Here is a 19,673-nt window from a genome sequence, read left to right as displayed (position 1 = left end):
TGGAGACCCCCATGAGCCTCAGGATCACCGTGATCGGGACCGGCTATCTCGGCGCCACGCACGCGGCGGCCATGGCCGAGCTCGGGTTCGAGGTGCTCGGGCTCGATGTCGTGCCCGAGAAGATCGAGATGCTCCAGCGGGGCGAGGTCCCGATGTACGAGCCGGGCCTCGACGTCCTGCTGCGCAAGCACGTGGCGGGAATCGAGGGTTCCACCGGCCGGCTCCGGTTCACGCTCGACTGGGCCGAGATCGGCGCGTTCGGCGATGTCCACTTCGTCTGCGTGAACACGCCCCAGCGGCACGGGGAGTACGCCTGCGACATGTCGTACGTCGACTCCGCGCTCGCCTCCCTCGCCCCGCATCTGACCGGGCCCGCGCTCGTCGTCGGCAAGTCCACCGTGCCGGTGGGCTCCGCGGACCGGCTGGCCCGCTACCTCGCGGAGCACGCGCCCGCCGGCGCGGACGCGGAGCTGGCGTGGAACCCGGAGTTCCTGCGCGAGGGCTTCGCCGTGGACGACACGCTGCACCCGGACCGGATCGTGGTCGGGGTGCGCAGCGAGCGGGCCGAGGAGCTGCTGCGCGAGGTGTACGCGACGCCGGTCGGCGAGGGCACCCCGTTCGTGGTGACCGACTTCCCGACCGCCGAGCTGGTGAAGACGTCCGCGAACTCCTTCCTCGCCACGAAGATCTCCTTCATCAACGCGATGGCGGAGATGTGCGAGGCCTCCGGCGGCGACGTCGCGAAGCTCGCGGAGGCGATCGGGTACGACGACCGGATCGGGCGCAAGTTCCTGCGGGCCGGGATCGGCTTCGGCGGCGGCTGTCTGCCCAAGGACATCCGGGCGTTCATGGCGCGCGCCGGTGAGCTCGGCGCCGACCAGGCGCTGACGTTCCTGCGGGAGATCGACTCGATCAACATGCGCCAGCGCGGGCAGATGGTCGAGCTGACCCGGCAGGCACTGGGCGGCGGCCCGTTCCTCGGCAAGCGGATCGCGGTGCTCGGCGCCACCTTCAAGCCGGACTCGGACGACGTCCGTGACTCGCCCGCGCTGAACGTGGCCGGGCAGATACACCTCCAGGGCGGCCAGGTGACCGTCTACGACCCCAAGGGCATGGACAACGCCCGCCAGGTCTTCCCGACCCTCGGCTACGCCGACAGCGCGATCGAGGCGGTGCGGGGCGCCGACGCCGTCCTGCATCTGACGGAGTGGCGGGAGTTCCGCGAGCTGGACCCGGCGGCGCTGGGCGAGGCGGCCACGACGCGGCTCCTGCTGGACGGCCGCAACGCCCTGGACCCGGAGCTGTGGCGCAAGGCGGGCTGGACGTACCGGGCGATGGGCCGCCCCACCGCGTGAGAGGGCCGAAGGGCGCGCCGACGCCGAGAGGGCGAACGCGCGGAGGCCCGCAGGGCTGAGCACGATCGCCCTCTCGGCGCCGGCACAGAGCGCCCGGAGGCGAACGAACAAAAAAGGAGGGCGCACTGGTTCGGCCGAGGCTCAGTCGGCCGAACCAGTGCTGGTTGCATTCTGCACCACCGGCCTGTGGCTCACGGGCCCTTCGCGCGGTACCGGCGCATCTTCGCGCGGGCCCCGCAGATCTGCATCGAGCACCAGCGCCCGCGTCCGGCGGGGCTGCGGTCGTAGTACGCCCAGTGGCAGTCGGGGGCCTGGCAGGCCTTCAGGCGCTGCCAGGTGCCCTCGACCAGTGCCTCGGCGACGGCGACGGCGACGCGGGCGAGCAGCGAGGGCGCCGCGGTGGCGGCGGCGAGGGCGGCCGAGCCGTCGGCCGCGACCGTGACCCGCAGGGGCGCCGCCGCCAGGAGCGCGTCGAGCGGGGTGACCGGGGCGTGCGGCGGGTGGCCCGCGTGGGCCAGCAGGGTCGCGCGCAGCGACTCGCGCAGCGCGCGGGCCTCCGGGACGTCGTCCGGGGTCAGCCCGAACCGCTCCCGGCCCTCCTCGGTGTCCAGCGCGTCGGCGTCCGAGTCGAGGGCACGCGTGTTGACCAGGGACTCGATCAGGGCGAGGCCTCCGGGCGCGACCGATCTCGCATTCATGCTTGCGACGTTACCCGCTATACGGGAGCATGCAGTAACCGTTACCTGTTGATGGCAGGTAGAGGTAACGCAGTGATCCCGGATCTCCGAGGAGGAAGTCATGGCTGTCGCCAAGCTGGGCGCCGTCGTCCTGGACTGTCCCGATCCCCGTGCGCTGGCCGGTTTCTACGCCGGTGTGCTCGGTGGCGCGCCCGTCGTGCAGGAGCAGGACGGCGACCTGTGGGTCGAGCTGGAGCTGCCGGACGGGCGCACGCTCGCCTTCCAGGCGGCCGAGGGGTACGTGCCGCCGGAGTGGCCGTCGGCGCACAACGGGCAGCAGTTCCATCTGGACCTGACCGTCGAGGACATGGACGCCGCCGAGCGCGAGGTGCTGGCGCTCGGCGCGAAGGCGCTGGACGCGGACGACCGCGCACGCACCTGGCGGGTGTACGCGGACCCGGCCGGTCACCCCTTCTGCCTGTGCGCCTGCTGATCCGGGACCGGGAGGAACCGCCGTGGCCGTGGCCCGTTTCCGTTCCGTCGTGATCGACTGCCCCGACCCGCTCGCGCTCGCCGGCTTCTACGCGGCGGTCGTGGGCGGCACCCCGCGCGCCGAGGACGAGGACTGGGTGGTCCTGGAGGCGCCGGGAGTGCCGCGGCTGGCCTTCAACCGGGAGCCCGGGTACCGGCCCCCGGCCTGGCCGCGCGTCGAGGGCGACGCCCAGCAGTTCCATCTGGACCTCGACGCCGGTCCCACCTGGGCGGACGTCGACGCGGCGGAACGGCTGGTGCTGGCGCTGGGGGCGCGGCTGCTGCGCCGGGAGGAGGACCCGGTCGAGGAGGACTTCCGGGTGTACGCCGATCCGGCAGGGCATCCGTTCTGCCTCTGCCGGATCCCGTCGGGGGCGTCAGCCGTCGAGGTCTGAGATCCTCGCCGTGGACGCCTCGCGCCGCTCCCGTGCCGCCCGCGCAGTGAAGTCCGCGCCGCGCAGGACACGCTGGACGTTGCCCCAGGTGAGCAGCGCGATGTCGGGCTCGCTCCAGTCGCGGCGCAGGAGCTCGGCGATGAGGTGCGGGTAGCAGGAGGCGTCGGCGAGGTCCTGCGGGTGGGCGGTGCCGGCGTCGTAGGTGCCGGAGAGGGCGACGGACTCGGGGCCGGCGATCTCGCGGACCCGGTCGAGATGGTCGGCGACGTCCCGCACGGACGGCCCGGTCTGCTCGGCGGTGAGCGGGACCATGCACAGGCCCTTGGCGGCGCCCAGCTCGGCCAGCAGGTCGTCGGGCAGGTTGGCGGGGTGGGGGCGCAGCGCGCGGGCGGCGGAGCGGGTGCACACGACCGGGGCCTTGGAGACGGCGAGGGCGCGGCGGACGGTGTCGTCGGAGGCGCCGGACAGGTCGGCGAGGACGCCGAGCCGGTTCATCTCGCGCAGCACCTCCTCGCCGAACCGGGTCAGTCCCGCCTCGCTGGCCCAGCGCACCCCGGACAGGGTGAGCAGCCGCAGGCCCAGGGAGTGCAGCGAGCGCAGGATGCCGAGCGAGTCGCCGAGCGCGGCGGCCCCGGCCGGGCCGAGCAGGACGGCGATCCGGCCGCAGTGCTGGGCGTCGGTGGTCTCCCCGGCGGTCTCGGCGAGCCGGAGGCCCTCGGGGTGGGCGGCGACGACGGTCTTGACCAGGTCGAGCTGCTCCATGGTGGCGCCGACGGCCCGGTCGCCGCCGATGCTCTCGGGCAGGTGCAGCGACCAGAACAGGGCGCCGACATGGCCCTCGCGCATCCGGGGCACGTCCGTGTCGACGGAGCTCTCCCCCAGTTCCAGGTCGTACCACGACAGATGGCGCAGCGCCCAGGGCAGCCCGCTGTAGCCGTCGGCGACGGGGTGCGCGGCGAGGATGACGTGCGCCCGCTCCAGCGGCTCGGTGTCCGGATCGGAGAGAGGTGCGCGGGGCGCGGGGCGCGGGGTGAAGGGGTCGGACAGGTCGTCGAGCTCGCCGACCTCGGTCGTCGCGTGCAGTTCGTCCTGGAGGTCTGCCATGGCGGGGCTCCGTACGTCGTGATCGGCAGTACCGTCACCGTCGCACGCGGGGCGGGGGGCTTCCTGGTGGGTGGGGCGTTCGGGGGTACGCCGGCCGCGGACGACGGGGGCGGACCGCCCCCGTCGTGCCCGGCGTGCCGCGCGCTCAGCCGTCCAGCGACCCGATCGTCGCGTGGGACGCGCCGCGCGTCGCCTTCAGGTCCCGGGCCACGTCCTCGGCCGCGCCCAGGACGCGTACCGAGTTCTGCCAGGTCAGCTTGGCGAGGTCGGACGTCGACCAGCCGCGGTCCAGCAGCTCCGCGATGAGGCGGGGGTAGCCGGAGACGTCGCCGAGGCCGTCCGGGGTGAAGGCGGTGCCGTCGTAGTCGCCGCCGATGCCGATGTGGTCGACGCCCGCGACCTCCCGCATGTGGTCCAGGTGGTCGGCGACCGTGGAGACGGTCGCGACCGGACGCGGGATGCGCTCCTCGAACGCGCGGTGCACGGCCATCGCGTCCTCGGTGGTGTCCAGGTGGTGGAAGCCGTGCGCGCGCATGTTGTCGTCGGCCGCGGCCGTCCAGTCCACGGCCGCCTGGAGCACGAACTTCGGCACGAACGTCACCATGGCGACGCCGCCGTTGGCGGGCAGCCGCTCCAGGACGTCGTCCGGGATGTTGCGCGGGTGGTCGCAGACGGCCCGTGCGGAGGAGTGGGAGAAGATCACCGGGGCCGCGGTGGTGTCCAGCGCGGCCCGCATCGTCGTCGCCGCCACATGGGAGAGGTCGACGAGCATGCCCTCGCGGTTCATCTCCCGCACGACCTCCCGCCCGAACGCCGACAGTCCGCCCACGCGGGGCTCGTCGGTCGCCGAGTCCGCCCAGTCGTTGTTGTCGTTGTGCGTGAGGGTCATGTAGCGCACGCCGAGCGCGTACAGCGCGCGGAGCGTGGCGAGCGAGTTGTCGATGGAGTGGCCGCCCTCGGCCCCCATCAGCGAGGCGATACGGCCCTGCGCGCGCGCCGTTTCGAGGTCCGCCGCCGTCAGCGCGGCCCGCAGGTCGGCCGGGTGCCTCTCGATCAGCCGCCGTACGCAGTCGATCTGCTCCAGGGTCGCGGTCACCGCGCCCGGCAGGTCGGAGCGGACGTACACCGACCAGTACTGGGCGCCGACGCCGCCCGCGCGCAGCCGGGCGAGGTCGGTGTGCAGGTGGGCGCTCTGGTCGGTGGCGATGTCGCGGGCGTCGAGGTCGTAGCGGACCTGTTCGCGCAGCGCCCAGGGCAGGTCGTTGTGGCCGTCGACGACCGGGAACTCGGCGAGGAGCTCCCGGGCCCGCTCCAGCGGGCTCGCGGCCGTCACTTGCCGAACCCGAAGCCGCCGTGCGCGGCGCCCTCGACCTTCGCGCGCAGCCGCTTGCCCTTCTCGGTGGCCTGGTCGTTCAGCTCCTGCTGGAAGTCCTTCATCCGGCCGAGGAGCTCCTCGTCGTGGGTGGCGAGGATCCGGGCCGCGAGCAGCCCCGCGTTGCGGGCGCCGGCGACCGAGACGGTCGCGACGGGCACGCCGGCCGGCATCTGCACGATCGACAGCAGGGAGTCCATGCCGTCGAGGTACTTCAGCGGCACCGGGACGCCGATGACGGGCAGCGGGGTGACGGAGGCGAGCATGCCCGGCAGGTGGGCCGCTCCCCCGGCGCCCGCGATGATCGCCTTCAGGCCGCGGCCGGCCGCCTCCTCGCCGTACGCGACCATCTCGCGCGGCATGCGGTGCGCGGAGACGACGTCGACCTCGTACTCGATCTCGAACTCGTCCAGCGCCTGCGCGGCGGCCTCCATGACGGGCCAGTCGCTGTCCGACCCCATGACGATGCCTACAACGGGGCTCATTCGGTGATCGTGCCTCTCAGGTAGCCGGCGGCGTGCCGGGCGCGGTCCAGGACGTCGTCCAGGTCGTCGCCGTAGGTGTTGACGTGGCCGACCTTGCGGCCGGGCTTCACGTCCTTGCCGTACATGTGGATCTTGAGCTGGGGGTCGCGGGCCATGCAGTGCAGGTACGCGGAGTACATGTCGGGGAAGTCGCCGCCGAGGACGTTGACCATCACGGTCCACGGCGCGCGCGGGCGCGGGTCGCCGAGGGGGAGGTCGAGGACGGCGCGGACGTGGTTGGCGAACTGGGAGGTGATGGCGCCGTCCTGGGTCCAGTGGCCGCTGTTGTGCGGGCGCATGGCCAGTTCGTTGACGAGGATGCGGCCGTCGCGGGTCTGGAACAGCTCGACGGCGAGGTGGCCGACGACGTCCAGTTCCTTGGCGATGGACAGGGCCATCTGCTCGGCCTTCAGGGCGAGCGTCTCGTCCAGGTCGGGGGCGGGCGCGATCACCGTGTCGCAGACGCCGTCCACCTGCTGGGACTCCACCACCGGGTAGGCGACGGCCTGGCCGTGCGGGGAGCGGACGACGTTGGCGGCGAGCTCGCGGACGTAGTCCACCTTCTCCTCCGCGAGGACGGGCACGCCCGCGCGGAACGGGTCCGCGGCCTCCTCCACCGAGTCGACCACCCACACGCCCTTGCCGTCGTAGCCGCCGCGGACGGTCTTGAGGACGACCGGGAAGCCGTCCCCCTCCGCCGCGAAGGCCGCCACGTCGGCGGGGTCGCGCACGATGCGGTTCCGTGGGCACGGGACGCCGATCGCGCCGAGCCGCTCCCGCATCACGCCCTTGTCCTGGGCGTGCACGAGGGCGTCGGGGCCGGGGCGCACGGGGATGCCGTCCGCCTCCAGGGCCCTGAGGTGCTCGGTGGGTACGTGTTCGTGATCGAAGGTGATCACGTCGCAGCCCCGCGCGAACTCGCGCAGCGTGTCGAGATCGCGATAGTCGCCGACGACGACCTCGCTCACGACCTGCGCCGCCGAGTCCTGGGGGGTGTCACTGAGGAGCTTGAACCTGATGCCTAGCGGGATGCCCGCCTCGTGTGTCATACGAGCGAGCTGACCCCCGCCGACCATGCCGACTACCGGGAACGTCACACCCCTAGGGTATCGGCCACGCCGACGGGGCCGTTTTCCCCTCCCGAACGCCTTCGTCATGCCCTCGTCCGAGTGCATCACAGGCAATCCATCTCAGGGGTGGTTAGCATGGCTGGGTTGACGAAACCGACCGACGGGGGCTTTCACTCCATGGGACGTGGTTCCTCCGGCCTGCGCCGGCTCTTCCGTGAGGCCGCCAAGTTCGGCGCGGTCGGCGGGGCCGGGCTGCTGGTCAACCTCGGGGTGTTCAACCTGGTCCGGCACACGACCGACCTCCAGGTGGTGCGCGCGAGCGTCATAGCCACGGTCGTCGCCATCGCCTTCAACTACGTCGGGTTCCGGTACTTCACCTACCGCGACCGCGACAAGAGCGGCCGGACGAAGGAACTGACCCTGTTCCTGCTGTTCAGCGTGGTCGGGCTCGTCATCGAGAACGGTGTGCTGTACGCGGCGACGTACGGGTTCGGCTGGGACAGCCCGTTGCAGAGCAACGTCTTCAAGTTCCTCGGCATCGGTGTCGCGACCCTGTTCCGCTTCTGGTCCTACCGCTCCTGGGTCTTCCGCGCGCTGCCCGCCCGTGAGGCGGTGGCCAGCGCGGAGCACTTCCTGGAGGAGGCGGACGCGGGGGCCGGGCCGGCGGCCGTGGGACGGCCTCGCTCCGGGGAGCGGGTCAGCTAGCCGCTGCGGTCACGTCGTCCTGAGCCACCGCTCGCCCGACCCGCCGTCGTCGCCTGTCGCGCCGTTCCCCGCGCCCCCGAAAGCCGTCCCCCGGCCGACCCGCCGTCGTGGCTTCTCGCGCCGTTCCCCGCGCCCCCGAAAGCCGTCCCCCGGCCGACCCGCCGTCGTGGCTTCTCGCGCCGTTCCCCGCGCCCCCGGAAACCGTCCCCCGGCCGACCCGCCGTCGTGGTTTCTCGCGCCGTTCCCCGCGCCCCCGGAAACCGTCCCCCGGCCGACCCGCCGTCGTGGTTTCTCGCGCCGTTCCCCGCGCCCCCGGTGGGGCTCGGGTCAGCGGACCGTGGGTTCCCTGTCCGTGGCTGCGGCGTTGTTCAGGGGGGTCCGGGAGAGGAAGAGGCCGAACACCGCCGGCTGGGCCTGGAGCATCTCCAGGCGCCCGCCGTCCGCCTCGGCGAGGTCCCGGGCGACCGCCAGGCCGATGCCCGTGGAGTTGCGGCCGCTGATCGCCCGTTCGAAGATGCGCGCGCCGAGGTCGGCGGGGACGCCGGGGCCCTCGTCCGTGACCTCGATGACCGCCTGGTTGCCGGTGACACGGGTGCGCAGGGCCACGGTGCCGCCGCCGTGCATCAGGGAGTTCTCGATCAGCGCGGCGAGGACCTGGGCGACCGCGCCCGGCGTGCCGACCGCCTGGAGGTGGCGCTTGCCGGAGCTGACGATGGCGCGGCCCGCGCTGCGGTAGGCGGGACGCCACTCGGCGAGCTGCTGCTGGATGACCTCGTCGAGGTCGAAGGAGACGGCGGAGCCGGTGCGCGGGTCGCGGGCGTTGGTGAGCAGCCGTTCGACGACGTCCGTGAGGCGTTCCACCTGGGTCAGGGCGATCGTCGCCTCCTCCTTCACCGTGTCCGGGTCGTCGGTGAGGGTGATCTCCTCCAGCCGCATGGACAGCGCGGTCAGCGGGGTGCGCAGCTGGTGGGAGGCGTCGGCGGCCAGGCGCCGTTCGGCGGTGAGCATCCGGGCGATGCGCTCGGCGGAGGAGTCGAGGACGTCCGCGACCCGGTCCAGCTCGGGCACGCCGTACCGCTTGTGCCGGGGCCGGGGGTCGCCGGAGCCGAGGCGTTCGGCGGTCTCGGCGAGGTCGGTCAGCGGTGAGGCGAGCTTGTTGGCCTGCCGTACGGCGAGCAGGACGGCGGCGATCACCGCGAGCAGGGCCACCGCGCCGATGATGAGAAGGGTGCGGCCCACTTCCCGGGTCACCGTCGTGCGGGGCTCCTGGACGGTGACCGTCTCGCCCTCCTCGCCCTTCTCGGTGGCGGTGATGGCCTCGCCGGTGGGCTCGGTGCCGACCTCGATGGCCGGCTTGCCGGGGATGCGGATGACGGCGTACCGCTCCCCCGCGACCTGGTCCCGCAGGACCTGCGCGTCGACGGTCTGGTCGCCCAGCAGCCTGCTGTCGATGATGCTGGCCAGCCGCACCGCCTCGGAGTCGACGCGTTCCTGGGCGCTGTTGCTGATGGTGCGGGTCTCGACGATGACCAGGGACACACCGAAGACCGCGATGACGACGAGGACGACGGCGAGCGTGGACTGGATGAGGCGGCGGCGCACGGGGGTCGGCTAGCTCTTCTCGAAGCGGAAGCCGACGCCGCGCACGGTGGCGATGTAGCGGGGGTTGGCCGCGTCGTCGCCGAGCTTCTTGCGCAGCCAGGAGATGTGCATGTCGAGGGTCTTGGTGGAGGACCACCAGGTGGTGTCCCAGACCTCGCGCATCAGCTGGTCGCGGGTGACGACCCGGCCCGCGTCGCGCACCAGCACCCGCAGCAGGTCGAACTCCTTCGCGGTGAGCTGGAGTTCCTCCTCGCCCATCCAGGCACGGTGCGACTCGACGTCGATCCGCACGCCGTGGGTGGCGGGCGGCTGCGCGGGCTCGGCGGCGCCGCGCCGCAGCAGGGCCCGGACCCGGGCGAGGAGTTCGGCGAGCCGGAAGGGCTTGGTGACGTAGTCGTCGGCGCCCGCGTCGAGACCGACGACGGTGTCCACCTCGTCGGCGCGCGCGGTCAGGATGAGGATCGGCACGGCGTGGCCCTCGGCCCGCAGCCGGCGGGCCACTTCGAGGCCGTCCATGCCGGGCAGCCCCAGGTCGAGCACGACCAGGTCGACGCCGCCCTGCATTCCGGCGTCGAGCGCGGTGGGTCCGTCCTCACGCACCTCGACCTCGTACCCTTCCCGGCGCAGGGCGCGGGCCAGCGGCTCCGAGATGGACGCGTCGTCCTCGGCGAGCAGTACACGGGTCATGAGCTGATGGTAGACCGCCCCTGCCGGAAGGAACGGTGTGATCGCCAGGCCGTGATTCTTACCATGGGGCGTAGTGGTACGAACCAATGTCTGCGAGGTGAGAGCCTGGTAAGGACCTTGGAAAAGGTGTGGACGGTTCCCCGTTCACCTGTGATCCAGATCTCAAGTCCTTCCATTTCGGGCGCTGTGCTGTCGTATGGTGTTTCGAATGCCTTTAGCAGCACGGGGACCTTTGGCAATCATTTGACGCTGAAGGTCTCTTTTGTGTGCGGGCTGGCTCCGCCAGCCTCGGAAGGAACGACCCGTGGCCGGGCCCCCAGGAGGGGACGGCGACCACCGGGCGCGCATCCGCTCACCAGCCGCGCGTCCCGACCAGCAAGGAACGACCATGGCGTCCAGCCTGACGAAGGACTCGGCCCGCCCGGGCACCCCCGGCACCGATCGCACCTTCTTCGGCCACCCCCGCGGACTGGCCACTCTCTTCATGACCGAGATGTGGGAGCGTTTCTCCTACTACGGCATGCGGGCTCTCCTCCCGCTGTACCTCGTCGCCCCGGGCGGCCTGCACCTGAGCGCCGCGACCGCGACCGCGATCTACTCCGTGTACGTCTCGCTGGTGTACCTGCTCGCGATGCCCGGCGGCTGGTTCGGCGACCGGGTCTGGGGCCCGCGCAAGACCGTCGCCGTCGCCGGCGCGGTGATCATGCTCGGTCATCTGACCCTGGCGCTGCCGAACTCCGGCACGTTCTACGCCGGTCTCGGCCTGGTGGCGATCGGCTCCGGTCTGCTGAAGGCCAACATCTCCACGATGGTGGGCCACCTCTACGACGGTCCGGACGACGCCCGCCGCGACGGCGGCTTCACCGTCTTCTACATGGGCATCAACCTGGGCGCGTTCGCCGCGCCGCTGGTGATCGGCACCATCGGTGAGAACGTCAACTGGCACCTGGGCTTCGCGCTCGCCGCGCTCGGCATGGCCCTCGGCCTCGGCCAGTTCCTGATCGGCTCGCGCCACCTGGCGGAGCGCTCCAGCGTCGTCCCGACGCCGCTGTCCGCCGCGGAGAAGACCTCGACGCTGCGCAAGGCCGCCTTCTGGGCCGCCGTCGCCGTCGTGTTCTACGCGATCGTCGGCTTCTCCGGCCACTACACGCTGAACTGGATCCTGGTCCCGCTGACCATCCTCGGTGTCGTCATCCCGGCGCTGGTGCTGATCCGGATCAAGCGCGACAAGGACCTCGACGGCACCGAGCAGAAGTCGATGTCGGCGTACATCTGGTTCTTCGTCGCCGCGGCCGTCTTCTGGATGATCTACGACCAGGGCGGCTCCACGCTCTCGATCTTCGCCGACTCCTCGGCCAAGAACACCGTCTTCGGCTGGGAGTTCCCGGTCTCCTGGTACCAGTCGGTCAACCCGGTCCTGATCATGGCGCTGGCCCCGGTCTTCGCCTGGTTCTGGCTGGCCCTGAACCGGCGCGGCAAGGAACCGAGCACGGTCGTGAAGTTCGCCTCCGGTCTCGTCCTGGTCGGCGCGTCCTTCTTCCTCTTCCTCGCGCCGCTGTCGATCGCCGAGGACGGTCACAAGGCCGCCGCGATGTGGCTGGTGGCGATCTACTTCGTCCAGACCGTCGGTGAGCTGCTGCTGTCGCCGGTGGGTCTGTCGGTGACGACGAAGATGGCTCCGGCCAAGTACGCCTCGCAGATGATGGGTGTCTGGTTCCTGGCGGTCACCGCCGGTGACGCGACCACGGGTCTGCTCTCCATCGCGGGCGTCGACCTGAACAAGACGGGTGTCGTGACCCTGGAGGCCGTGCTCGCCGTGGCCGCCGGTGTCGCGGTGTGGATGTACCGCAACAAGGTCAAGGAGCTCATGGGCAGCGTCCGTTAGCCCACAAGCCCTCCCCCGCACGGAATGGGGCCGCCGGAACCCGATCGGGTTCCGGCGGCCCCTTTCCGTGTGTGCGGCGGGGTGCCTCAGCGGGTCCTGCGGCCCGGCAGGAAGGTGAAGACCGCCGCTCCCAGCAGGACCGCCGTCCCGGCGACCAGGCCGAGGGCCTTGAGGGCGCCGTCGTGTTCCGCGCCGGTCTCCGCGAGGTCGCCGCCGGTCGTGGAGCCCGAGGTGCCGGAGCCGCCCGAGGTGCCGCCCGAGGCGCCGCCCTCCTGCTCGGTGGTGTCGAGCGTCAGCGACACGGCCGTCTCGTCCGGCGTGCAGGTGGTCGTCGTACCGAGCGCCTCGATGGTCAGGACGCCCGGGGACAGGGTGGACTCGCCGGTCGCGCCCGGCTTGTACGTGCCCGTCAGGTCGGTGATCTCGATCGGGTCACCCGTCTTGATGGGCTCGGGGTTGGTGGGGCCCTCGACGTGCACGGAGCCCTCGTCGGCGCCGCCGAGGACGACCTCCATGGACGGTTTGACGGAGTCGGCCGGGATGTCGGCGGGACTGTCCATGGGCGAGTTCTTGAACTGGACGGTGAGGCCGTAGCTCCCGCCGTCCTTCTTGGCGTCGATCTGGATCGTGGAGGTGGCCTTCTTCTCGCCCAGCGGGGAGTCGCAGGTGTAGGGGATGTCGACCTGCTTGCCGGTGAAGTCGGTCTGGCCGCCGTCGTCGGACCCGGTGGCCGTCGGTGTCGGGTCCTCGGAGGGCGTCGGGCTCTCGGTGGCCGTGTCACTGGGCGTGGGGCTCGGTGACGAGGTGCCGTCGCCCTCCTCGACGTCGACGGTCGCGGCCTGCTGGACCGTCTCCGTGGGGGCGCACTCGGTGTTCGTGCCGTAGGCGGTGACGGTGTAGGCGTCCGGGGTGAGGGTGAGCTCACCGGCCGTGGTGAGTTTCAGGGTGCCCTTCATGTCGGAGAGCACCATGGCGCCGCCCTTGGGGATGGCCGGGTTCTCCTGCGAGCCCGTCATCGCGATGTCCGCGCTCTGCGCGCCCGCGGCCTTGAGCACCCCGGACGGCTTGACCGAGTCGGCCGGGAGGTCGATCAGGTCCGGGTTCTTCGACGCGGCCTGCACGAACTTCCACACGACCTCGATCTCGTCGCCGACCTTCGCGGTCGCGGGCGCGGTGATCTCGACCTTGGTGGTGCCCTCGACGGGGTCGAGCCCGGAGGCGGCGGGCGGGACGCACCGGGTGGCGTAGGCGACCTCGGCGGCCAGGGCGGGGGACGCGGCCACCCCGATCAGGACGCCCGCGCCGCAGAGCGCGAGGGCGACTCTGCCTCCGCGGGCCGCGGTGACTCTCCTTTTCCTTCTCACGTGGATCCCTTTCTGGTGGGAGTCGGAGGGCTGTCGTCGTGCGGTGCGGAGAGCCGGCCGGCGGTGCCCGGATCGGAGTCCGGGGTGAACCACGGCAGGGTCGAGGGGGCGGCGGGCCGCTCGGCGGGGGCGTGCGCCCCGGGCAGCCGCAGGGTGAGGTCGGGCAGCCGCAGCCGGACCGGCGTCCGGGGGCGGGCGCGGGAGCGGCCCGGGCGGTGCGGGCGGACCCGGTCGACGACGGCCATGCCGACGCGGTACAGGGCGGCGGGCACGACCACGAAGACCAGGATCCAGAACAGGGTCACGCCCCAGGGACGGCCCACGCCCCAGGGCTGCTCGGCGAGGACCTTGCCGCCGTACTTCAGGGAGACCGTGTAGTCGCCGTGGGCGCCGCCGGTGAGTTCGACGGGCAGCTCGATCCTGGCCTTCCCGCCGGGCGCGACCGTGCCGCGCCAGCGCTGCTCCTCCCACTGCGGCGCGAACACCCCGTGGGAGGTGCCGACCTGGAAGACCGGGTCCTTGACCTCGGAGGTGCCGACGTTGCCGACGGTGAGGACCAGGGTGCGGGCGGGCGGCGCGCCGAACCAGGTCAGCAGCCCGCCGGAGCCGTCGAGCCGGGTGTCGCTGAGGACCGAAAGCCGCCCGTCCGAGGTCTCGGCGGGCAGCGGCTCCACCGCGTGTCCGGCGACCTGGAGGACGGCGTCGGCCTCCGCCTTCGCGCCGGTCACCGTCGCCACGTGGACGACACAGGGGCACGGCACGGGCGGTTCGGCGACCGGAAGCTTCTTGCGGAAGGCGCCCTTCGCGTCCGTGGTGACGGCCCGGCCGTCCGCGTTGGCGCAGGAGTTGGTGCCGCCGGGCACGCCCCGCGCGGGCACCGCCTGGCCGCAGATCAGGATCATCAGCAGTGCCTCGGAGCGCCAGCCGCTCCCCGTGACGGTGAGCGAACCCCCGGTCCCCGCCTGTGACGTGGACAGTTTCACGGCGGGCCCCTCGGCCGCGAGGACCGGCGCCGCCGGCACCGAGACCAGCGCGAGCAGCGCCGCCAGCACCACCAGGACCCGCAGCTTCACGACACCGCTCCCGTCAGCTCGACTTCCCCGCCCAGAGGTTCGGCCCCACGGGCCTCCCGCCGCCGCGCCCGCGAGGACCGCCGCCTCCGCAGGACGATCAGCGCGCCGCCCGTCGCCGCCGTCCCCGCGAGGACCGCCGCGGCGCCCCAGGGCGCGGTCCGGGCCGACGCGGTCGCCGTGTCGTGCGCTCCGCCGGGCGCGGTGACCGTCAGGCGGATCTCGACGGCGTCCAGCGCGGGCCGGTCCCAGGGTTCGCTCAGCTCGGTGCGGCTGCCCGGGGCGAGTTCGACGGGGAGCGCGCGCGGGGCACGGTCCAGGACCGGGCCGAGGACTCCGTCGGCGCGCACGGCGAGCCGCGGGGACAGGGCGGTGGTGCCGCGGTTGACCAGCTCATAGGTGAGGCGGTCGGAGTGGACCGTCAGATGCTCGACGGTGAGCGCGGACAGGGCGGGCACGGCGGCGCGCAGGTGCAGGGGCACGGCCCGGGTGCGGCCGTCCCCGGCGCGGGCGACGATCCGCGCGGTGGTGTCGCCGGCCGGGACCACGACCGTGAACGGGACCTCCGTGCGGGCGTGCGCGGCCAGCCGTACGCCGGAGCCGGTCCCGGCGAAGGTGACGCGGGCGCCCTCGGCGCGCAGCGTGACGTCGACCGGGCGGCCGGTGGGGTTGGTCAGGGCCAGGGTGTCCTGGAGGACCGTGCCGGGCCCGCCCTCGGCGTAGAACGACGGCCGCGCGCCGCCCGCGGGCGCGGCCGACCACCCCTCGGCGGCCGACGCGACCGGGACGAGGGTCGAGGAGAGCAGGACGGCGAGGCCCAGGACACGGACGGGGGACGGCATCGGCGGCTCCAGCTTCGTGCGCGGTCGGTTCAGCGGCGGGCCGCCTGGTGCCTCCGGGTCAGCCACAGGGTGCCCGCCGCGCCGAGCAGCAGCACGGTGCCGCCGAGGGTGCCGAGCGCGACGGCCGAGTCCTCGGGGCCGGTCTGCGGGAGGGTGTCGCCGGAGCCGCTCTGCGTGCCGCTGTCGTCGGCGGTGCCGCCCGCGGCGGTGACGTCGAGGGTGAGAGAGGCGCCGGGGTCGTTGGTGGGGGTGCAGGTGGTGGTCGTGCCGAGCGCCTTGATGGTGAGGACGCCCGCGGTGAAGGTGACCTTGCCGGTCTTCTTCGGGGTGTAGGTGCCGGTCAGGTCGTTGATCTTGATGGGGGTGTTGGCGGGGATGACGGCCTGGTTGGCGGCGCCGGTCACGCTCACCGTGCCGCTGTCCGCGCCGCCCAGCTCGATCACCGCGCTCGGGTTCATCGCGCCCTTGCCGAGGTCGACCGGGCTGGAGGAGACGCCCTTCTGCCAGGACATGGTGAGCTTGTAGCCGCTGCCGCTCTTGACGCCCTTGATGTCGATGGGCGAGACCGCGCTCTTGTCGCCGATCGGCGTCTTGCACTGGTACTTCACGTCGACGACCTCGGCGTGCGCGGCGGGGGCGGCCAGCAGCACCGCCGAGCCGGCCAGGGCCGCGGCGGACGCGAGCGCTGCGGTTCGATTTCGGTACGACACGGTTGCGCTCCCTTGCTCGTTGCCCTGACTCCTGCGCCATGGCCGGTTCCTGACGGCACATCAGATCGGCCGTCAAGGTACGCCCGGGGTCGCGAGGAGGGAAGACAAGGCGCGGACCGGAGTTGTGACGATCCGGCGGGCGCGGACGGGTGTTCGCGTGGAGGCGCCGCCTCTTCGGCTACCCCGGGTAACTTCCGGGCGGGCCGGTGCCGATGGCCCATCCTGGGCGCATGACCTCTCGCGCCGCATGGCTCACCCGCACCGAGACCGACGCCGACGCACCCGCGATCCGCGCGGTGGATCTCGCGGCCTTCGACACCCCGCTGGAGGCCGACCTCGTCGAGGCGCTGCGCGCGGACGGCGCCTGGCTCGACGGGCTCTCCCTGGTCGTCGCCGATCCGGACGACGGCACGGTCGTCGGCCACGCCCTGCTGACCCGCTGCCATGTCGGCGACGCCCCGGCGCTGTGCCTGGGCCCCGTCGCCGTGCTGCCCGCCCACCAGGGGAAGGGCGCCGGGACCGCCGCCGTCCGCGCCGCGCTGGCCGCCGCCCGTGACCGGGCCGAACCCCACGTCGTCGTCCTCGGGCACCCCGCCTACTACCCCCGCTTCGGCTTCACCCCCGCCTTCCGCCACGGCATCGGCGTCTCCTTCGACGTCCCGGCCGAGGCCCTGATGGCCCTCACCCTGGACGCGGCGCGTCCGCTGCCGGGCGGCACGGTGCGGTACGCGAAGCCGTTCGGCGTCTAGGGGGTGGCCCTTCGGGGCAGGGCGGGCATGCGAAAGCCCGGCCGTGCCCCGCAGGGGGCGGCCGGGCTCCTGGGGGACCGGTCAGTGGGCGAACATGCCCGGCTCGTAGTCGCCGGCCGGCATCTGGAGGATGACGTTGAGACGGTTGTAGGCGTTGATGAGGGCGATCTCGGTGACGAGGGCCATGAGTTCGGCCTCGTCGTAGTGCTTCGCGGCGTTGCGCCAGACCTCCTCGGGGACGCCCGTCCCGTCGGCGATCCGCGTGCCCTGCTCGGCGAGCTCCAGAGCGGCGCGCTCGGCGTCGGTGAACACCTTCGCCTCGCGCCAGCCGGCGACCAGGAACAGGCGCTGGGGCGTCTCGCCGGCGGCGGTCGCGTCCTTGGTGTGCATGTCGAGGCAGAACCCGCAGCCGTTGATCTGGCTGGCCCGGATCCGCACCAGTTCCCGGGTCGCGGCCGGCAGCGTCGAGTCCGCGAGGGCCTGCCCCGCCCCGACGAGGTGCTTGAGAACCTTGCCGGCGACCGGGTTGGTGAAGGGGTTCAGACGGGGTTCCACGGTGAGCTCCTCTGCCGTTGTCGTGCGCTTCACACGTACGACGGGCGAGCCCGGCCCGGATGTGACATCCGGAAATGTGACCTGCGTCTCAGCCCGGACCCGGGGTGCTCTCCCCCGGAGCCTGGAGTTCCGCCCACACCGTCTTGCCCGCCGCCCCGGGGGTGCGCACGACGCCCCAGTCCAGGCAGAGCCGCTGGACGATGAACATGCCGTGCCCGCCGGGACGGCCCGCGCGGTGCGGGGTGCGGGGCGCCGGCTCACCGGTCCCGCGGTCGGCGACCTCGATCCGGATGACCTTGCCGTCGCAGGCGATCGCCATCTCGTCCGGCCCCTCGGCGTGCAGACAGGCGTTGGTGATCAGCTCGGAGACGACCAGCAGGACGTCCTCGGAGGCGGCCCGCTGGTCCGCGGAGGCGGCGGGCAGCCAGCCCCACGCGTGCAGCGCGTCCCGGGCGAAGTCACGGGCGAGCGGCACGACGGCGCTCGCGCCGTCCAGGTCGAGTCTGCGGACCTGCCGGCCCGTCGCCGCCGTCGTCGCGGACCCCTCGGACACGGCGCCGCCCCCTTCCGACGTCCCGGAAGCGCCGTCGGCCTCCTCCGGGCCACGGTCGCCCGGCGAGTAAGGCCGGGTGCTGCTCATCAGCGCTTCACCTCACCGATTCACCAGTTCATGATTTCAATGGTCACGTCATCCGTCACGATGCGGCACATCACCGTTCTCCGCCCGACGTTCAGGATGTCTCCTGCCCTACCGGGCCGCCGGAACACCCCCCGTTTCGGGCCGGATGGGTGTGACGCACACGAAATCCCCGTCACGCTCCCCTGCGCGGGCCCGTCCGTCGGGGGCGGCGGACCCGGAGGGCCCGGCTCAGCCCGAGTCGTCCGCCAGGGCCTCGGCGAGGGTGTCGTGCACGGTGAAGACCGCGTCGGCGCCGGTGATCTCGAAGACCCGCGCCACCACCGGCAGCATCCCCGCGAGATGGACCCCGCCCCCCGCCGCCTCGGCCTTCAGCCGGGCGCCGAGCAGGACGTTCAGCCCCGTGGAGTCGCAGAACTCCAGGCGCGAACAGTCGACCACCAGGCGGTTGAAGCCCTTGGCGAGACAGGCGTCCAGTGGCTCGCGCAACAGATCGGCGGTGTGGTGATCGAGCTCACCCGCCGGAGTCACGACGGCGCTGGCGCCCTCTTCCCGCACCTCGACCAGAAGCCGGCCAGACTGTGCGCTGCCGACCGTCCCGCGGTCCATGCCGTCTCTCTCTCCCGATGTCGGGGCTGTTCCTGACGCCCTCGAACACTACGCCTTCTCCACACACCCCGACGCCCGAACAACCGTACATAAACGGACATTTATGAACGGAAGCCACTTGCGACCGGGCTGTGAAAGCGGGTAGGGCTAGTAAGGACACGTACTCGACACGGCCGGCTTTGGAGGCGCCGCACACCGCAGTGCACGCATGGCTTCGGCAGCCTTATGCCGAGAACGATGGAGGACATCATGTCACCCCGGCTCGACGCACCGCATACCCAAGAGGCGACGTCGACTTCCCCCCCGGAACATCTGGATCCCATCGCGCGGGACACCCCAGCGGGTCCCGACACGGACGACCTCCTCGCCGGGCTCCCGGAGATCCCCCCGTTCGACGAGGTGGGGCCGGTGGACGCACGGGCCCTGTCGAAGACCCTCTTCGCGCGCCTGGAGTCGCTGGAGGAGGGCACCCACGAATACTCGTACGTCCGCAACACGCTCGTCGAACTCAACCTGGCCCTGGTCAAGTTCGCCGCCTCCCGGTTCCGCTCCCGCAGCGAGCCGATGGAGGACATCATCCAGGTCGGCACCATCGGCCTGATCAAGGCGATCGACCGCTTCGAGCTGAGCCGCGGCGTGGAGTTCCCCACCTTCGCGATGCCGACCATCATCGGCGAGATCAAGCGCTTCTTCCGCGACACCTCGTGGTCCGTGCGCGTCCCGCGCCGCCTCCAGGAACTCCGCCTCGACCTCGCCAAGGCCGGTGACGAACTGGCCCAGAAGCTGGACCGGGCGCCGACCGTGGGCGAACTCGCCGAGCGGCTCGGGCTGACGAAGGACGAGGTCGTGGAGGGCATGGCCGCCTCCAACGCGTACACCGCCTCGTCGCTGGACGCGCAGCCGGAGGAGGACGACTCCGAGGGCGCCCTCGCGGACCGGATCGGGTACGAGGACCACGGGCTCGAAGGCATCGAGTACGTGGAGTCCCTGAAACCCCTGATCGCCCAGCTCCCCGCCCGGGACCGGAAGATCCTCTCCCTCCGCTTCGTCGCCGGACTGACCCAGTCGGAGATCGGTGACGAGCTGGGCATCTCCCAGATGCACGTGTCACGGCTGCTGTCGCGGACCCTGGTCCGGCTGCGCCGGGGGCTCACCCTGGAGGAGTGACGGGTCCGAAAGGGCGGCACCCCGTGCCCCCGCGCTGCCCCCGGGGCCCTTGCCGCGCCCGCG

At 72.4% G+C, this 19,673-nt stretch carries 21 protein-coding genes; 7 read left to right on the top strand and 14 right to left on the bottom strand.

The window, feature by feature from the left end; genetic code table 11:
- Positions 1–11 precede the first annotated feature (11 nt).
- Entirely contained in the window at positions 12–1,355 is a 1,344-nt protein-coding gene (locus tag ACIPSE_RS38600) for a UDP-glucose dehydrogenase family protein (protein WP_401672463.1), read from the top strand.
- A gap of 191 nt (positions 1,356–1,546) precedes the next feature.
- Here ACIPSE_RS38600 and ACIPSE_RS38595 read toward each other — a convergent pair whose 3' ends face one another.
- Complete coding sequence (locus ACIPSE_RS38595; protein ID WP_401672461.1) at positions 1,547–2,053, bottom strand: CGNR zinc finger domain-containing protein; 507 nt, start codon at positions 2,051–2,053, stop codon at positions 1,547–1,549.
- A 100-nt stretch (positions 2,054–2,153) separates the two neighbouring features.
- Here ACIPSE_RS38595 and ACIPSE_RS38590 point away from each other — a divergent pair, with 100 nt between their 5' ends.
- Together ACIPSE_RS38590 and ACIPSE_RS38585 are read left to right on the top strand one after the other, a co-directional pair.
- Positions 2,154–2,525: a VOC family protein gene (locus ACIPSE_RS38590; RefSeq protein ID WP_401672459.1), complete on the top strand. Its 372-nt coding sequence runs from the start codon at positions 2,154–2,156 to the stop codon at positions 2,523–2,525.
- Between the two features lie 22 nt (positions 2,526–2,547).
- The gene (locus ACIPSE_RS38585) at positions 2,548–2,958 is read left to right on the top strand and encodes a VOC family protein (protein WP_401672457.1); all 411 of its coding nucleotides are present in this window, start codon (positions 2,548–2,550) and stop codon (positions 2,956–2,958) included.
- Here ACIPSE_RS38585 and ACIPSE_RS38580 read toward each other — a convergent pair.
- From ACIPSE_RS38580 to ACIPSE_RS38565, 4 genes are all read right to left on the bottom strand, one after another.
- On the bottom strand, positions 2,941–4,062 hold the full coding sequence (locus tag ACIPSE_RS38580) for a dipeptidase (protein ID WP_401672454.1): 1,122 nt from the start codon (positions 4,060–4,062) through the stop codon (positions 2,941–2,943). The two genes, ACIPSE_RS38585 and ACIPSE_RS38580, sit on opposite strands and share 18 nt — an antisense overlap.
- 145 nt (positions 4,063–4,207) lie before the next feature.
- Entirely contained in the window at positions 4,208–5,395 is a 1,188-nt protein-coding gene (locus ACIPSE_RS38575) for a dipeptidase (RefSeq protein WP_401672452.1), read from the bottom strand.
- On the bottom strand, positions 5,392–5,919 hold the full coding sequence (gene purE / locus ACIPSE_RS38570; RefSeq protein WP_401672449.1) for a 5-(carboxyamino)imidazole ribonucleotide mutase: 528 nt from the start codon (positions 5,917–5,919) through the stop codon (positions 5,392–5,394). The genes ACIPSE_RS38575 and purE overlap by 4 nt, the downstream gene beginning before the upstream one ends.
- Positions 5,916–7,055 (bottom strand): 5-(carboxyamino)imidazole ribonucleotide synthase, encoded by a 1,140-nt coding sequence (locus ACIPSE_RS38565; RefSeq protein ID WP_401672447.1) that lies wholly within the window; start codon positions 7,053–7,055, stop codon positions 5,916–5,918. The genes purE and ACIPSE_RS38565 overlap by 4 nt, the downstream gene beginning before the upstream one ends.
- 150 nt (positions 7,056–7,205) lie before the next feature.
- Here ACIPSE_RS38565 and ACIPSE_RS38560 point away from each other — a divergent pair, with 150 nt between their 5' ends.
- Complete coding sequence (locus ACIPSE_RS38560; RefSeq protein WP_401672444.1) at positions 7,206–7,733, top strand: GtrA family protein; 528 nt, start codon at positions 7,206–7,208, stop codon at positions 7,731–7,733.
- Between the two features lie 327 nt (positions 7,734–8,060).
- Here ACIPSE_RS38560 and ACIPSE_RS38555 read toward each other — a convergent pair whose 3' ends face one another.
- Positions 8,061–9,335: an ATP-binding protein gene (locus ACIPSE_RS38555; RefSeq protein ID WP_401672442.1), complete on the bottom strand. Its 1,275-nt coding sequence runs from the start codon at positions 9,333–9,335 to the stop codon at positions 8,061–8,063.
- Between the two features lie 9 nt (positions 9,336–9,344).
- Positions 9,345–10,022, bottom strand: a complete 678-nt coding sequence (locus ACIPSE_RS38550; protein ID WP_399135875.1) for a response regulator transcription factor — start codon at positions 10,020–10,022, stop codon at positions 9,345–9,347.
- Positions 10,023–10,410: 388 nt separating this feature from the next.
- Here ACIPSE_RS38550 and ACIPSE_RS38545 point away from each other — a divergent pair, with 388 nt between their 5' ends.
- Positions 10,411–11,907 carry an oligopeptide:H+ symporter gene (locus ACIPSE_RS38545; protein WP_401672439.1) on the top strand — a complete coding sequence of 499 codons (1,497 nt, stop codon included), beginning with the start codon at positions 10,411–10,413 and terminating at the stop codon, positions 11,905–11,907.
- A gap of 86 nt (positions 11,908–11,993) precedes the next feature.
- Here ACIPSE_RS38545 and ACIPSE_RS38540 read toward each other — a convergent pair whose 3' ends face one another.
- From ACIPSE_RS38540 to ACIPSE_RS38525, 4 genes are read right to left on the bottom strand one after another with little or no spacing between them, the layout of a single operon-like run.
- A complete protein-coding gene (locus ACIPSE_RS38540) occupies positions 11,994–13,271 on the bottom strand; it encodes a hypothetical protein (RefSeq protein WP_401672437.1) in 1,278 nt (425 codons plus the stop codon).
- Positions 13,268–14,329 carry a hypothetical protein gene (locus ACIPSE_RS38535; RefSeq protein ID WP_401672566.1) on the bottom strand — a complete coding sequence of 354 codons (1,062 nt, stop codon included), beginning with the start codon at positions 14,327–14,329 and terminating at the stop codon, positions 13,268–13,270. The genes ACIPSE_RS38540 and ACIPSE_RS38535 overlap by 4 nt, the downstream gene beginning before the upstream one ends.
- A gap of 11 nt (positions 14,330–14,340) precedes the next feature.
- A complete protein-coding gene (locus ACIPSE_RS38530) occupies positions 14,341–15,183 on the bottom strand; it encodes a hypothetical protein (RefSeq protein ID WP_401672434.1) in 843 nt (280 codons plus the stop codon).
- A 29-nt stretch (positions 15,184–15,212) separates the two neighbouring features.
- Positions 15,213–15,893 (bottom strand): LPXTG cell wall anchor domain-containing protein, encoded by a 681-nt coding sequence (locus tag ACIPSE_RS38525; protein WP_401672431.1) that lies wholly within the window; start codon positions 15,891–15,893, stop codon positions 15,213–15,215.
- A gap of 230 nt (positions 15,894–16,123) precedes the next feature.
- Here ACIPSE_RS38525 and ACIPSE_RS38520 point away from each other — a divergent pair, with 230 nt between their 5' ends.
- Positions 16,124–16,642, top strand: coding sequence for a GNAT family N-acetyltransferase (locus tag ACIPSE_RS38520; RefSeq protein ID WP_401672428.1), 519 nt, complete (start codon positions 16,124–16,126; stop codon positions 16,640–16,642).
- An 81-nt stretch (positions 16,643–16,723) separates the two neighbouring features.
- Here the strand turns inward: ACIPSE_RS38520 and ACIPSE_RS38515 are convergent, their stop codons facing one another.
- The 3 genes from ACIPSE_RS38515 to ACIPSE_RS38505 form a co-directional block, all read right to left on the bottom strand.
- Positions 16,724–17,197 (bottom strand): carboxymuconolactone decarboxylase family protein, encoded by a 474-nt coding sequence (locus ACIPSE_RS38515; RefSeq protein ID WP_401672426.1) that lies wholly within the window; start codon positions 17,195–17,197, stop codon positions 16,724–16,726.
- 88 nt (positions 17,198–17,285) lie between these two features.
- Positions 17,286–17,837 (bottom strand): ATP-binding protein, encoded by a 552-nt coding sequence (locus ACIPSE_RS38510; protein ID WP_401672424.1) that lies wholly within the window; start codon positions 17,835–17,837, stop codon positions 17,286–17,288.
- Between the two features lie 228 nt (positions 17,838–18,065).
- Complete coding sequence (locus tag ACIPSE_RS38505; RefSeq protein ID WP_401672422.1) at positions 18,066–18,443, bottom strand: STAS domain-containing protein; 378 nt, start codon at positions 18,441–18,443, stop codon at positions 18,066–18,068.
- A gap of 237 nt (positions 18,444–18,680) precedes the next feature.
- Here ACIPSE_RS38505 and ACIPSE_RS38500 point away from each other — a divergent pair, with 237 nt between their 5' ends.
- Entirely contained in the window at positions 18,681–19,610 is a 930-nt protein-coding gene (locus ACIPSE_RS38500) for an RNA polymerase sigma factor SigF (RefSeq protein WP_401672419.1), read from the top strand.
- The last annotated feature ends 63 nt before the right edge of the window (positions 19,611–19,673 follow it).

The sequence above is a fragment of the Streptomyces sp. NPDC090106 genome, assembly GCF_044747265.1.
Classification (GTDB): domain Bacteria; phylum Actinomycetota; class Actinomycetes; order Streptomycetales; family Streptomycetaceae; genus Streptomyces.
This window is presented reverse-complemented; position numbering and strand designations above follow the sequence as displayed.

Excerpts from the sequence above, each read along its gene's own strand:
- ACIPSE_RS38600 (WP_401672463.1), top strand. The coding sequence starts at position 12 with ATGAGCCTCAGGATCACCGTGATCGGGACCGGCTATCTCGGCGCCACG.
- ACIPSE_RS38595 (WP_401672461.1), bottom strand. The coding sequence starts at position 2,053 with ATGAATGCGAGATCGGTCGCGCCCGGAGGCCTCGCCCTGATCGAGTCC.
- ACIPSE_RS38590 (WP_401672459.1), top strand. The coding sequence starts at position 2,154 with ATGGCTGTCGCCAAGCTGGGCGCCGTCGTCCTGGACTGTCCCGATCCC.
- ACIPSE_RS38580 (WP_401672454.1), bottom strand. The coding sequence starts at position 4,062 with ATGGCAGACCTCCAGGACGAACTGCACGCGACGACCGAGGTCGGCGAG.
- purE (WP_401672449.1), bottom strand. The coding sequence starts at position 5,919 with ATGAGCCCCGTTGTAGGCATCGTCATGGGGTCGGACAGCGACTGGCCC.
- ACIPSE_RS38560 (WP_401672444.1), top strand. The coding sequence starts at position 7,206 with ATGGGACGTGGTTCCTCCGGCCTGCGCCGGCTCTTCCGTGAGGCCGCC.
- ACIPSE_RS38550 (WP_399135875.1), bottom strand. The coding sequence starts at position 10,022 with ATGACCCGTGTACTGCTCGCCGAGGACGACGCGTCCATCTCGGAGCCG.
- ACIPSE_RS38545 (WP_401672439.1), top strand. The coding sequence starts at position 10,411 with ATGGCGTCCAGCCTGACGAAGGACTCGGCCCGCCCGGGCACCCCCGGC.
- ACIPSE_RS38530 (WP_401672434.1), bottom strand. The coding sequence starts at position 15,183 with ATGCCGTCCCCCGTCCGTGTCCTGGGCCTCGCCGTCCTGCTCTCCTCG.
- ACIPSE_RS38520 (WP_401672428.1), top strand. The coding sequence starts at position 16,124 with ATGACCTCTCGCGCCGCATGGCTCACCCGCACCGAGACCGACGCCGAC.
- ACIPSE_RS38510 (WP_401672424.1), bottom strand. The coding sequence starts at position 17,837 with ATGAGCAGCACCCGGCCTTACTCGCCGGGCGACCGTGGCCCGGAGGAG.
- ACIPSE_RS38505 (WP_401672422.1), bottom strand. The coding sequence starts at position 18,443 with ATGGACCGCGGGACGGTCGGCAGCGCACAGTCTGGCCGGCTTCTGGTC.
- ACIPSE_RS38500 (WP_401672419.1), top strand. The coding sequence starts at position 18,681 with ATGGAGGACATCATGTCACCCCGGCTCGACGCACCGCATACCCAAGAG.